At 67.8% G+C, this 13,807-nt stretch carries 7 protein-coding genes; 1 reads left to right on the top strand and 6 read right to left on the bottom strand.

Going from position 1 to position 13,807, the window contains the following annotated elements; translation table 11 throughout:
• The first annotated feature begins 239 nt into the window (after nt 1–239).
• Nucleotides 240–464 (top strand): hypothetical protein, encoded by a 225-nt coding sequence (locus POL67_RS45330; protein WP_271927644.1) that lies wholly within the window; start codon nt 240–242, stop codon nt 462–464.
• 258 nt (nt 465–722) lie between these two features.
• On the opposite strand, the gene POL67_RS45325 is transcribed toward POL67_RS45330, so the two are convergent.
• The 6 genes from POL67_RS45325 to POL67_RS45300 all read right to left on the bottom strand — a co-directional run bounded on the left by POL67_RS45325 (nt 723) and on the right by POL67_RS45300 (nt 13,608).
• Nucleotides 723–3,578 carry a serine hydrolase domain-containing protein gene (locus POL67_RS45325; RefSeq protein ID WP_271927643.1) on the bottom strand — a complete coding sequence of 952 codons (2,856 nt, stop codon included), beginning with the start codon at nt 3,576–3,578 and terminating at the stop codon, nt 723–725.
• A 361-nt stretch (nt 3,579–3,939) separates the two neighbouring features.
• Nucleotides 3,940–8,679: a multicopper oxidase domain-containing protein gene (locus POL67_RS45320; protein ID WP_271927642.1), complete on the bottom strand. Its 4,740-nt coding sequence runs from the start codon at nt 8,677–8,679 to the stop codon at nt 3,940–3,942.
• A gap of 90 nt (nt 8,680–8,769) precedes the next feature.
• Complete coding sequence (locus POL67_RS45315) at nt 8,770–10,344, bottom strand: ABC transporter substrate-binding protein (RefSeq protein ID WP_271927641.1); 1,575 nt, start codon at nt 10,342–10,344, stop codon at nt 8,770–8,772.
• A complete protein-coding gene (locus tag POL67_RS45310; protein ID WP_271927640.1) occupies nt 10,341–10,988 on the bottom strand; it encodes an SCO family protein in 648 nt (215 codons plus the stop codon). Before POL67_RS45310 ends, POL67_RS45315 begins: the two co-directional genes overlap by 4 nt.
• Nucleotides 10,985–11,587 (bottom strand): SCO family protein, encoded by a 603-nt coding sequence (locus tag POL67_RS45305; RefSeq protein ID WP_271927639.1) that lies wholly within the window; start codon nt 11,585–11,587, stop codon nt 10,985–10,987. Before POL67_RS45305 ends, POL67_RS45310 begins: the two co-directional genes overlap by 4 nt.
• On the bottom strand, nt 11,584–13,608 hold the full coding sequence (locus POL67_RS45300; RefSeq protein ID WP_271927638.1) for a YncE family protein: 2,025 nt from the start codon (nt 13,606–13,608) through the stop codon (nt 11,584–11,586). Before POL67_RS45300 ends, POL67_RS45305 begins: the two co-directional genes overlap by 4 nt.
• Nucleotides 13,609–13,807 lie beyond the last annotated feature (199 nt).

Below are 13,807 nucleotides of genomic sequence, written 5' to 3'. Positions count from 1 at the left end.
GGCTGTCGAACTCGATATGCTCGTCCGAGGCTATGTTCGCGAGAGCCTAAAGGAAAGGCTTCCTCGGGATGTCCGACAGAGGTTGAGGGAGCAAGCCGAGCAGAAGGGCACGAAACAACCGCGCCGCTTGGGGAAACAGGCGGTGCTCGATGAAGTCGGCGGCGTGAGCGGAGAGATCGCCGCTCCGCAGACCGGCCGCCGGATCCTCGAAGCCCCGGCCCGCGTCCGATCCGCACAGCTTGGGCAAGGCCCAGGGCGAGGCAATCGATGCCCTGCGGAGCTACGTGCTGCGCGTCGCGGCGCACATGCGGGAAAACGACCCCGCGACGGCGGCGCTCGCGGAGAGGCTGCTCGCGCCGCTCGCGGCGTGGAAGGGTCGGCGGTCGAAGAACCGCCGTGGCGCTTCGACGAAGGATGCTGCGCGGGGGAAGGGGGCGGAAGGGGTGGGGGTTCCGGCCGAGTGAGCGATGGTCTTTGCATGGGTCTCATCGCGCAGGTGCTGCGCTGAGGTAGCGCCTCAGCGCAATGGCCGGCGATGAGACCCATGCGCAGGCCGTGAGGGAGGCAGGGGGCCGTGGAGGGTGGCCGGGCGGGAGTCGTTTCGCGCCCGGCCCTTCTTGGTTCTCCCCCGAGTTCTTTCGCGAGCAAGGGCTGGGGAACGCTATCGACCTTGCGGGCTTCGATTTCGGCCTGCTGCCACCGGCGACTCCGTCACCGTGCTCTTACAGAACGCAGCGGCCTTCTGCGTTGCAAACGAACTCGCTCGGATACCCCCTCAGGTGGCATTGAGCGGTGGATGCGCACTCGTTCACGCACTGCGTGCCGTTCCAAACCGTCCCCATCGTCGCGCATGTGATGCCGTCGGGGCCGTCGAGCGCGTCGAGGCACATCGCGTACAGGCCACCTTCTTCGCGGTGATAGCAGGCGCCCGTGTTGCCGTAAATCATCGTACAGTCAGCCTGGCAATCCCACGAAGGCAAAGGCTCGCTCACCAGGACGCACTTCCCCGACGAGTACGTACCTAGCCCGTTGCTGTTGTAGCCCGTCGTCGGGATGCACATGAGCTCGGGGCTTTGCGCGCCGCACGAATCCACGTGGTTCGGATCGCACTCGCAGCCGGGCCACTTCGTCTCGTTCGTGCACGTGCGGCAAATGCCGACGTGTTCGTTGGGATTGGTGCCATACGCGACGCACACGCGCTCGATGCCCGTATCGGGATAGTCGTCCAGGCAATATTTGTTCTGCGCAAAATTGCCGTCCGGATGCCAATACTCATCCATCTGGTCGAGGGGCGGCCCCTGGTCGACGGTCGCGCACAACCCGCCCTCGACGGTGCCACAGCCCTCGGACGGGCAGTCGTCCGGCGGCCCAGGCGGAGAAGGCTCCGGCGTCGGCGGCACATAAGCCATGTCGCCGCAGCAGAGGGTGCCCGCCCTGTTGGTCGTGGCCGTGCCGCAGCCTCCGAACCACTTGTTCTGTACGCTCCCGTCGAGCCCACATTGAATGATGTCCACCTGTCTGCCGAGCGCGTCGGTCGTGTTGTCCGTCGTGACGCGCATCGGCCCTTTGCCGGTCGGGCACGGAATGTAGGCCGTGCCCGTGCCAACCGTACAATTGCCGGACGGCGGCATTCCGCCCGCGGCTGCTCCGCGATATCCGAGGGCATCGTCCGTCCAGTAGTTGTAGAGGGGGCGCTCGTTGTCCGTATTCAGGTTCACGTATTCGCTTGCGTCGCAAACGTGGAACCCAGGCGCACAGAGGCTCGCGCGATTTTGCCAGGTCACCTCGCCGGAGCAGCCGAACATCTTCGTGCCGCTCAGCGCCTGGTTCGGGTTCGTATAGAACCGCTGCACATTCTTGACGCCGCCACCATTGGTGTCCGTGCACCCGTGGGACACCGCGAGCTCGGTGTCGACCACGCACGAGAGGGAGACCGGACAGTCTTCGTCCCCGTCACACCGCTGCTCGTAACACGTACCGTTGTCGCAGAAACCGCTGTCGCAATCCTCGTTGATCTGACATGCCGCCAGGCCATCGCATGTCCCGAGGTTGTTCTTGTACGGGTAGGCCCGCTTGAGATCGGCGATGACCTTGCCGACGGCGCCGGTATCCTTGCCCGTGTTGTGCACGAAGGCGATGTAGGCGATATCCGCCTCGGGCACGAACTGATACCATGTACTCCCGTACAGCACGCCTCGATGGCTCAGGAAGGTCCGGTTCTCGACGAAGTTCAGGTCGGTCGAGTTCGATCGGCTCAGCGCCAAGTTTCGACCCGTGCTCGAGAAGAAAGACGGGTCCCTCGTCATCCTCTTGATTTCCGGCGAAAGGTCGCGGTTCATGCGAATCAAGAACCTCGCTGCATCGTCGGCGGTGACGGAATAAGATCCCTGCGGCGCAGGCGGGACCCAGCGGCCGGATGTCCAGGCGTTGGCGTCCGGTACGCTGTAGCCGTTCTCGATGGCGTAGTTCTTCGATACGAGGACCGAGTGCGTCTCCCGGAACAGATTGCCAACCCAATTCGCCTTTTCCGCCGCCGTTCCGGTGAACATCGTCGAATCTCGGTCCAGGCTCGCCGGGTATCCAAGGAAGGTGTTGGACACGCTCGGCCCCCAGGGTTGTGCGGTTTGGATGTAGGTCTCCAGGCCGACCTGCGACCAGTAGTCGATGACCGCCGCGGCCATGAAGATGGAGGTGTTCGAGTAAACGCCGTCATCGTTTTCGTCCCCGTCGTTGTAGTCGACGGTGATGGGAATCGGGCAGTTGGGGACACCGCTTGTGCTGTCGTTGTAGAACAACGAGAGCTCTTGCCGCATCTGCGCAGGCGTGCGCGCCTTCCAGTAGGCCGCCGTGGGCGCGGGGTATGCCTTTCCTTTTTGGGGGGTCACACAGTCCCCGCCCACGTTGCAGTCGGCATCCGCGTCGCAAATCTTCTGGCTGCACGTGCCGTCGGCGCGGCACGTTCCGCTGTCACAAACGGTCGCCTCGTTCGCCGCTGTACATGCCTCTCCTCTCGTCGAGCAATACCCAGCGTCCGCCAAACTCGGCTCTTTGCAGTATCCTGCTCGGTGCGAGGCCAGGTGCTTGAGCTTCTTCAGCTTCCGGAAGTTCCATTCCGGCGTGTTGAGGTTCACCCACGGCATCGCGTCGGCGAGGGTCGACTCCCACGTGAGCGTGTGGCCGTTGAGCGTCGGGGCCGACTCGATGAGCTTCGACAGCGCAAGGATGGTGTAGACCTTGGAGATGGAGCCCAACTGAAAAGCGTCGTTGATTTCCATGTCCTTGGTCGCGTTGGGCGCATTCCAGAACGAGCGGTTCTTGTACGCGAGCCCTGACGCGCCAATGGCGATGATCCGGGTTCCATGAACGACGGCCGCGATGCACCCCGCCTCGTGCTCCCGGTCCGTGCGCTTCGAGAATCGCGTCCCACAATGCGTCGACGACAACAAGTAGCCCAGGTCATCGTAGTTGTCCGAGAAGATGGAGGGGATAACCGCGGCCTGCTGCGCCGAAGCGACGTTCTCGGCCGGTGAAATCGATTCGAGTCCTGGCTGCGGTCCCTGCGAGCATGACCATGTCATGACGCCGGGCAGTAGAAATAGCCCAACCGTTGCAGCATTCAGCTTGCGCGTCCGGTTCATTGAATTGTCCTCCAGAGGAGCGGATAGGACGTGATGTGCCTACGCGACTTCCAGCAAGCCACGTGCCGACGCCCGTACGTTGCGGACAGAGACCTCGGTGCCGACGGCGCGTACGCGCCAGACGAGGATCCCACGCCTCTCCGAGAGGACTGGTACGTTGCCGTGACAGAAGGCTGTCATGGCAACGTGACAATGTATCAGGCGCGTGACACCGCGCGGCCGCTCGCCGAACCATTTCGCGGAGGCCACCACGATGCGCGGCACCTCGGCCAAATCGGCCAGCGTATCCTGGAGGTCCTTATCAATGGCTGACCCGGAGGAATCCCCAGCACCCGTTCGTGTATCCGAAGCTGCCCTCGTCGCGGTACAGGAAATCGCCGACTACGCCGAATTGCCCGCCGGCGCCGTAAAGGGGCAAGAAGTTGTACGCCGTCTGGACGCTGGCCCCGCCTTGCGTGGAGACCACGAACCAGTCGGGGTTCGGCCCGATCACGGTCGAGTGGAGAAGGAACGGGCGGTCGATCCATTCGTGGCCCCACAACGTGAAGGCGTGCTGCCGCGCATGCCCGGAGGGCTGGAGCTGCCGGATCCGCAAGGCTTGCCCCGCCTTCGCCTGCAGGATCGGCGTGGCCGGGTCGCCGAACACGTTCGAGTTGTGGATGTCGCCGAGCTGGAGCTCGTTGTACACGTTGAAAGCGGTCTCGGGGCGGAGGCCGAGGCGCGCCCAGATAGGCTCGGTGGCGTAGTTCCACGCCTTGTGCCCCGTATCCTCGGCGTCGTCCTCGCCGCCGAGGTTGCGGATCGCGTTGCCGCAGTTGAGATCCCCATTTTCGCAGCGGAACCGAGGATCGTCCGACCGCATGGGTACGTCGTCCTGGAGCAGGAGGACGTGCTCGCGGAACGATTTCGCCCCCCCGAGGCCGGGGTGCGTCACGGTGGCTTGTGCTTCCGTGCCGGGATCGGTCGCCCAGGTGGCGAGCTCCGGCTCGATCACGAGCGCGCCCACGCCGCCGTGGGCCCCGCCGTGCACGACGTCCGCCAGGTTGCGCAGGTTGATCGCGCCGAATTCGATGGGCCGGGGCTTCTTGTCCTGCCAATCGCCGGCGTACCAGACGTACGTGCGCTTCTCTCCCGGAGCCACGGTCTGCGGAGGGTTGTGGCCGACGTTCGCGCCGTCGGAGAGGGCCACGTCGTAGGTCACGAGCTGCGGGTGCAGCGAGACGTGCGTCGATTTTCGCACCTGGTTCACATTGAACCCGTCGGTGATCGGCGGGTGGTAGTTCCAGTGCGGGGTCTGGGGCAAGACATGGGGCAGCTCGTTGCGCAAGGTCACGCGAATACACTCCCCCGCGGCCGCGCGCAGGATGAGCGGCTCGGGGCGCCGGAGCCCATGGCGGAGATCGGAGAGGTGCTCCTCGCGCACGAAGAGGATGGCCTCCGGATCGTAGAGGTCGAAGTCTTCATTGTACGTGAGCCGTCCGTCCGGCAGGTTGTCCGCGGCGGTGATGGCGACGACGTCGTATTCGCGCACATTCGCGCCCGCGGGGCAAACGCGCGCATCCGTGTCGTACGAGCCGCCCATGGGGACGCCCGCCCAGGTAGATCCGGGCAGCGGCCGGAGCCAGGGCTTTCGCTCCCCATAGCAGCGCATGAGCCCCCACATCCCGTTCCAGAGGTCGTCCGTCGGCGCGCTTGCGTAAAGGTAATCGACGAGGTCCGCCCCCGTGCTCATCGACCATTGATTGCCGGGCATGACGAATTCGAGGTGCTCGGAGATCCCGATCGGATTGCTGTTCATGTATCCGCTCTCCGGGTCGGCGAACTCGTAGAGCCACTTGTTTCCGTGCAGGGTCCAGACGTGTTGCTCCTCGTGGGCCCCTTGGATCAATCGTATCTGCACCTCGTCTTCGGGGTACGCTTCGAGGATCGGCGTCGAGGGCTCGCCATGCAGATCCGAGCGGAAGACGTTGTGCATCTCCCCGACCGGGCCGTCTTTTTGCACGAGCGTGCCGTCCGGGCCGGGCTTCCCGATGCGCAGCGGGATGGGCTCGTTCCGGTAATTGATCAGCATGGTCCCCGGGTCCTCGGCGGAGATGGCCTCCGGCGGGAAGGGCTCGTGCGTGACCGCGAGCGGCAGAGGCGCCTCGGCGGTCCCGGGCGGGTTCACGGGCTCGCCGTAGGCGTCATAGGCGAGCGCGAAGTCCGCGAAGGCGATGTTGAACTCGCGGAACGACGTGCCGTCGCCCCTCGTGACGTCGGCGCGGAAGCTCGTCGGCCCGCCGTCCTTTCGTGTGCCGAAGGCTTGCCCCGTCCTCGAATCGCGGAAGGTCGAGCCCTCGGGCTCGATGACGAGCGCGCCATAGAGGCCGTGCTGCTGGTGCGAGGACGCCGATAGATGGTCGTGCGTGAAGACGGTGCGGCTCGTGCGATCCCGGCCGATCTCGTCGAGGATCGGCGCGGCCCACTGGCGCTGCACCGTCGTCTGCGCGGCGAAGGCCTTGGGGATGCGCGGGTGCGCCTTGGGGGCGAGGAAGACGCGGTTCCCTTTCGGCGTGATGGCGCCGCCGCTCGCGTTCGCCGCTGCGATGCGCTCCTCGACCTCCCCCGCGGCGAACGTACCGTCCTCGTAATTGAACCCGTTCGCCCCTCCGTCCGAGCTCATCACGTCGAATTGCACGAGGTGGATGTGCTGGCCCACGGTGTCCGTGGGGGTGCGGACCTGGAAATCGTCCTCCTCCAGCACCTTGGGGAGCAGGTTCGTGGCCTCGGCATGAATGCAGTCGTTCGAGCTCACCCGCATGTACAGCGGCTCCGGGGGCCGCGTCCCTGCGTAGGTCGCGGGCAGGTCCTGCTCGAGCACCAGCATCCGGAGCTGCGGGTCGTGCCAGCCGGCGTCGTTGAGCAGGCCGTCGATTTCCACGACCGCGAAGTTGAACGTGCGCAGCGGGACGTTTTTCGGGCAGGGGTCGGCGAACGGCGCGCCCATCGCCGGCGGCCTGCCATTGACGAAGAAACGCGCGACCTGACCGAGAGGCGTGCGGGTGGGGTAACTCGCGCCGGTCCAGCCGTAAAGCGTTGCGTCTGGCTTGCCGCCAGGGAACGTGCCGGCGTGGAAGGCCATGGCCCCCTGCTCCGAGGCCGTTCCATTTTGCGGCAGGAGCACGAGGTCCGCCTCGAGGATCTCCACGTCGAACCGCGCGACCCCGCTGCCCCGCACGATCGCGTCGTCGGGGACCGCGTCGATCTTGTGCCGGGGCAAGCCGCCGTCGAAGACCATGTCGAGCGGCGGCTGCGGCGGCCTGTGCCCCGCGTCGGCGGGGACGTAGAAGGGATATCCTGGCATCGCCGGGCGCCATACCTTCTTGTTCCCCTGGACGACCAGCGTGGGCTCGTAGGTGGGCATGGGCGCCATTCCACGCTCGGGGATGGGGACGACGGCGGGCGTCGGGGTGCCGCTCGAGATCTCTCCGTCCGGCAGCCTCCGCGACGGCGATCCGTTCTCGAAGACGTCGTGCACGCGGAGCAGCGCCCACATGCCTTGCGCGAAATGGGGATAGAGGTGGCAATGGAAAATGGCGTCGCCGGGCGTGAGGACGCGGTTGCCTGCTCCCCCGAACAGGAGGTCGTAGGTGAAGGCCGCGCCGGGGCCGATCGTCTGCGAGTCGCGGGCCATGGCGTCGTCATGGCCCGGGGACTGGAGCCATTGGTGGGCGTGCAGGTGGAAGACGTGCGTCTCCTTGGGCCCCGCGTGCAGGTTCCGGATGCGGACCGGATCCCCGAGGTAGGCGTGGTGGACGTTCGAGGGATCCTCCGGGAAGAGGGCTCCGAGCGCTCGCCCCTCCTCGTCCCGCGACACGAGGATCGCCGGATCGCCGTTCGCCCACGACGAGAGAAAGAACTCCTCGAATTTGCATTCGGCGCAATCGGCCGCGGGCCCGAGGCGGGCGCGGTTGGCGAGCAGCTCCGCGCCGAGCCCCGCGGAGCCGTAGTTGATGCCAAAGCCGTCGCGCACGCCGTGGAGGCTCGGGTCCTCGTCGAGTTCGGGGAACGCCTGCACGGCTTTGAGCTCGTCGTGGAAGAGCACCGTCATCTCGCGGAAATGGCCCTGATCCTTGGAGTTCGTGGTCCCCGCTTCGGTGTGCGTGTAGCCGGTGATGATGGCGTAGAGATCGCCGTGCACGATCTCCAGCTCGCCGTCTCGGTCGTCGAGGATACGAAGGATGGGCGTACCATCGGGATACGTCGCGTCGTAATCGATGCGGGGCGGCAGGAGCGGGTCCTTGTCGTACGTCGCCACGGCCGCGAGTTCCTTGCCCGTGACCTGCGAGCGGTACCAGACCGCGTTTCTCGGCTCGACGTGGACCGCGCCGAAGAGCCCGAGCACGGTTTGCCCCCCGAGACCCTCGCCGCCCGTCATGGCCCCGCCGCTGTGCGCGAGGAACGTGCCTTCACGGTCGGCGAGGAACCGATACGTGCGGGTCTGGCCCGGCGCCGCGAGGGCGGGCGCGTTTTTCCCGACGTTCCCGGCCAGCGATTTCTGATCGAAGACCTGGAGCCCGTTCACGTGGAACGACGCGCGCCTCGTCGCGGTCGAATCCGATCCGATGTCGCCTCCCACGTGGAAGGGGACCTCCGCGTCGGGGGAGATGTCGCCCACCGTGGGGGCGAGCAGGTTCTTGAAATGAACGACGAGCTCGTCCCCGACGTTGACGCGAAGCACGAGCGGCCTCGGTCGCTTGTCGGGCGCGAGCATGGCGTTGCCCGGACCGATCGGCTTCGCGTCGTCAATGGGGACGACGTCCCGCTCGAGGGCGAAGATCATCCCGTCGGGGTTGAACGAGCCAAACCTATTGTATACGTACACCTGATCGAGCGCGACCACGCGCGCGACGATCGTGCGGCCTCCGTGGGGGGGGCCCGGCGAGGGCTCGCTCGGCGGATCGACGACGGCGAGCGAGGCCGCCCCTGCCGTCCCCGCGCCGGGCGGTGGCCCGTCGGGGCCGCTCCCTCCGCACCCCGACGCCAGGAGGACGAACGCCATACATCGCAACAAAGAAGGTGCAAGTCTGGGCACGGTATACTCCCATCACATGGATTCGATGTGCCTACGAAAAAGCGCAATGGCCCGAGATCACCGGTGGGGGGCGACGGTGAGCCATTCCGATACCCGCACGATCTCTCGCGCGATCGGATCGACGCGGACGACGTACGCGCCCGTCACCCCGACGTGATTCCCGCGGCTGAAGCTCAGCGGCGCCGAGAGGCCGGCCTCGAAATCGCGCAGCGTCTCGAGCGCCGCGACAAAGGCTCGCCGTGTCGGACGACCCCCTGCGCGGCGAAGCCCCTCGATGAGGGTCCGGGCGGCGACCTCCGCCGATATCGCGAGCCCGATCCGTCCTGCCGGGGCGCCTCGCGCTTGCAGGCGGGCGCGGAGGTCCCGGACCTTGGCGGAGACGCGATCGTCGACGGGGCCCGCGTGCACGAAGAGCGTCCGCCGCGCGGCGCGTGGGTCGAGCGCGGCGGGCGCATCGCCGAGGATCGCGGACGGGGCATAGATCGGCACCTCGTCCGCGGAGGAGAGCGCCCGGACGAACGCGCCGAGCTCCTCGGCGGTCCCGCCGAAGAGAATGGCGTCGGGCACACGCGCGCGCGCCTCCGCGGCCGCCGCCGTCGCGTCGAGGGAGCCTGGCACGAAGAGCCATTCGGAGGGCGCGGGCAGGTCTCGCCGCGCTGCCTGGCCGCGCGCGAGTCCGTCCCGGAGCAGCCTGCCCGCGGCGTCGTCGGGAGCGATCACGTGGAATGCGGGGCTTCGCCGGGACGTGGCCGCGTGCGCGAGCACGATCTGCGCCAGCATATCGAGGCCTGGTCGCACCTGGAATACGCGCTCGGCGTCCGGCGGCGTCGGCCCGAGGGGCGCGAGATGGGGGATCTCCTCGCCTTCGTCGTCCCGGAGTGGCTCGGCCGCGATCGGACTCGACATCATGGCGAAGACCTCGCGCCGGGCGAGGCGCGCTGCCGCCGCATGCGGGCCTCCGGGGCCATTCGAATCCTCGAGCACGAGCTCGATGCGACGTCGAAACACCCCGCCCTGGGCCTCAATCTCGGCGAATACGTTGGCGGCGGCCGCGGCCATCGCCGCCCCTTGCGCCATTGCTGGGCCCGACATCGGCCACGCTGCGCCGACACGGATCACGCCCTCGGAGACGCCCGGCTCGCGCTCGTGACCGAGGCAGACGAGGTACGCTCTCAGATCCGCGAGGGCCGACGTATCGAGCGTGAACCTCGGCATGGCCGGACCGAGTCGCCGCGCACCGACGTGCCCGTCCCGGATCGCGGCGAGGAGCGTCGCATCGTCGTGTCCGGGGCGGCCCTTGCGTGCATCGGGCGAAAAGAGGCTCTCGGGCGTGAGCGCGGGCGCGGCGATGCCTCCCTCCTCGGTCCCTTCCCCCGAGAAACCATGGCAACGCGCGCACGCCGCGCTCGCCCCCGAGAGCATGGCGGAGCCGTCGCCGACGAGCCCCACGATGGGCTCTCCCTCGGCGCCCCGGCCCTGGTGATAGATCGCCTTGCCGCGCCGCGCGGCGGGGCCGAGGCTCGCGCATGAAGCGCCTCGGTCGCGCGGCGCCTCGGGGCGGCTTTCGCTCCCTCCGAGGAGCAAGCAAGCGCCCATGAGCACGACGGCGCTCATCCCCCAGCGCTCGATCACGGCTCCTCCGTGGTCTCCGCGCGACGACGCAGCGCCGCGATCTCGGCGCGCAGGCGCGCGGGTGAGGCGAGCCCGTCGACGAGGACGAATTTGCCCTGGCCGTCTCCGATCACGGTGAGCGGGCGATGCTCCTCCTTGACCCTCGCATCGCCGCCGAGCGCGCGAAGGACCCGCGACAAACGATCCGGCCTCCCCGTGAGGAACGTCCAGCCCTCCCGCCGCCCGAATAGGTCCGCGTAACGGCGCAACGCCTCGGGGCCGTCGATGGCCGGATCGAGGGTGAGCGACACGAGACGTACGTCTTTGCCGAACGAATCGCCGAGGTCGTGGGCGAGCCGCGCGAAGACGGCCGTCATCGGCGAGCAGATCGTCGTGCACGTGGTGAAGACGAACTGGATCGCAAAAGCGCCCGGGCCGAGGGCGGCGCGCAGCGGCACCGTTTGCCCGTCCTGATCGACGAGCTCCACGTCTGGCACGACAACCTCGGCGAGGGGCGCGATGCGGACGTCGGCGCCCGGGGTCGGGAGCGGGACGGGCGGCGCGCCCTTGCTTTCCCCCTCGCATCCCGCGGCGAGTATGGCGGCACCCACGAGGACCAGGGCGCGCGCGTGCCGGAGCGGATGATTTGCAATGGCCATGCTCATCGCTTGGGGTCGTCGAGGTGGTCGACGAGATAGACGATGTCCTCGGGGCGCGAGGTCGCCTGGGTCTTCACCCAGTTGCCGGTCGAGAGATTGCCGACGTAGAGGGTCGTCGCGTGGTCCTCGGGCTTGCGCAAGAGGCCCCCGATGCGGCCGAGCACCTTGTTCACGTCGTCCGGTGCGCCCGTCAGGAAGTACCATCCGGCCGTGGCTCCGTGCCGACCGGCGTACTGCTTGAGTACGGCCGGCGTGTCGTTCTCCGGGTCGGCCGTGACGGTGATGATGTGGATCTCCTTGCCCACCCGCGCGCCGAGGAGACGCTGCACCTTCGCGAGGTTCGCCGTCATGGCGGGACACGCGCCCTTGCACGACGTGAAGGCGACGTTGATGAGCACTTTCTTTCCCCGCAGGAGGTCGTCGTGGAAATGGCGGACCTTTCCGTCCTGATCCACGAGCTTCGTATTGGTGAAATAGCGCGCCGCCGCGTCTTCGTTGGCCTTCGCGCTCGACGCTGGCGGCGCCTCGGCCACCACGGGCGCCGCGGCGAGCGCGGCCAGGAGCCCGAGCGAGACCTGCAATGGGATGACCAGGAGCCGCTTCACTTTCGACCCCCCTTTCCCTCTTCGCTCGCGGGCAGAACCTCGGAGTCGCCTGCCCGGACGCCGAGGGTCCATGTCGCGCGGCGCATCAAAGGCCCCGCCTTCTGGTTCGGACGCACGACGAGCCGATATCGGCCGGGCGTGGAGGGTTTCACCGTGATCGCATAGACCGAATCTCCCTCGGCCCGCGGCACGCCGCGCCACACGTATCCCGTCGGATCCTGCGCGAAGAGCGCCGTGAGCGCGCGCGGGGCGATGGGCTCCCGTAGCCGGAAGCGGAGGGTCGTTGCCTGACCCGCGACGAGCTTTTCGCCAGGATCGAAGAGGGGCTCGATGCCGAATGCCTCCTCGCCCGGGCGCGATTCCCCGTCCGGGAGGGACCATTCGAGGCAAGCCGTGACCTTGCGGGGTCCGTCGATTTGCACGGCCACGTCGTGGACGCCGCCGCCGTCCATGCGGAACGGCGCTTCGTAGACCCCCGGTTCAATTTCGCGGAGCGAACGATCGACGATTCGCACGGCGCGCGGCGAGCGCCCGTAGGCGGGGTGCGTCGCGATGGGCGCCATCATCCCCTCGGCGTATCCATAAAGCGTCCGGTCCACGGGGTGCGCGACGATCATTCCGCCCCCCTCGGGCAACGGGGCCATCGGAGCCGCGAAGCTCGGCGCGAAGTCCCCGTCCGGCGCCGCTTGCCCCATGGCGACCTGGACGAGCTTCGGCGGCTCGTTCGCCGGGTCGCCCGCGAGCCCGAACATGGAGAGGTGGCTCGACCCGAGCTCCCGCACGTACACGAAATGCCGCGTGAAGGAGACGTGATCCGGGCGGGACAGCCTTCTCGTCGTCTGCACGATCTTGCCCTGGGACGCATCGAACACGTGCACCACGCCCGCCTCCCGCTGGGCCAGCCAGGCGAACCTGCCGCCGGGCGCGAATGCGATCGACGCGCCGCCGCGAGCCACGGGGATTCGCCGGGTCACGGCCCGGCTGGTTTCGTCGACGACGACGAGCTCGCCATTGTCGCGCACGGCGAGGATCATGGCTGCCTCGTCGCTGCCCGCGAGGGCGACGACACCTCGGCCCACGTTGACCTCGGCGAGGGGCTCGCCGTGTTCAGCGTCGAAGACCTTCATCGTCTCGCTGCCCGACGCCGATACCCAGGCGCGCCGCCCCCCCGCGATGAAGACGATTTCCTGATGTCCTGCGCCCCCGTCCAACGTCTTCCGTTTCGCCCGCGATTCCCCGTCGATCACGCTCACGGTCCCGTCGCCGTCATTGGCGACCCAGAACGAGCGTGTATTGCCGCGGGGCACGATGCGCGTCGGGTGGTCGCCGACGTCTTGGTTCCTGCGCACGCGGCCGCGGAGCACGTCCACCTCGGCGACCACGTCGCGCTCCGGGATCGTCACGAAGACCGAAGTGCCCTCCGGCGCCGCGGCCCAGTCCGCAGCCTGGCCGGGCAGGGCGACGAGGCTCTGGAGCTTCGTGCGCGCGAGGGCGACGCGCGGGTCGATGATCGAGAGGCTCGGGTCTTCATTGAGCGCAAGGACGAGGTATCCGTCGAGGACCGAAGCAGGCTGCGCGGAGAGCAACCCCCCGGCGAAGGACGCGACGAGGTTTCGGCAAGCCTCGTGATCGAGCTTCGTGCCCCCTTCTTTCCGTGCGGACAGCCATACGCGGGGCCGGAGGCCGACCTGCGCAGCGCCCGTCGCGGCGTCCATCACGGAGAGCCTCGCGCGGGCCACCCGCCACGCGCCGGCGGCGTTCGTCGCGCCGTCTTCGAACGTCGCGGACCACGCAATCGTCAGGCCATTTTCTGCGACCTCGACGGACACCGGGGCCGAAGGCGCGCCCGCGCTTTCTCCCGCGGCCGCCGGGAGCGAGGGCTTTTCCTTGGGATCCTGCCTCGCGCAGCCGCCTGTGTGCAGCAGCCAGGAGGCGAGCAAAAGGACGAGCGCGTGTCGCTCCGCCAGGGCTCGGAGGCAAAGCCGCCGCCGCCCCCATTGCACGACAGAATTCCGTTCCATGGTAACCACTGTCTCCAGGTTCGGGCGACTTGGATGTTGAAGAGCTGCCGTGCGCTTGCCGCATCTTCGGTCAGGCGCCTCCGGAGCCGCCTCCAGGTGCGCCTTGTCGGGGCGCTGCCCCGGACCCCGCGGGGGCTGTTCGCCCCGCGACCCGAACCAGGGCCAGCCCTGGACCTTTTTGGAAGAATTGCGCAAAACG

It is taken from the genome of Polyangium mundeleinium (assembly GCF_028369105.1).
Lineage (GTDB): Bacteria > Myxococcota_A > Polyangia > Polyangiales > Polyangiaceae > Polyangium > Polyangium mundeleinium.
Note: the sequence above shows the minus strand (reverse complement) of the source record. Positions and strands in the feature narration are given on the sequence as shown.

Excerpts from the sequence above, each read along its gene's own strand:
- POL67_RS45300 (WP_271927638.1), bottom strand. The coding sequence starts at position 13,608 with ATGGAACGGAATTCTGTCGTGCAATGGGGGCGGCGGCGGCTTTGCCTC.
- POL67_RS45320 (WP_271927642.1), bottom strand. The coding sequence starts at position 8,679 with ATGGCGTTCGTCCTCCTGGCGTCGGGGTGCGGAGGGAGCGGCCCCGAC.
- POL67_RS45325 (WP_271927643.1), bottom strand. The coding sequence starts at position 3,578 with ATGACATGGTCATGCTCGCAGGGACCGCAGCCAGGACTCGAATCGATT.
- POL67_RS45310 (WP_271927640.1), bottom strand. The coding sequence starts at position 10,988 with ATGAGCATGGCCATTGCAAATCATCCGCTCCGGCACGCGCGCGCCCTG.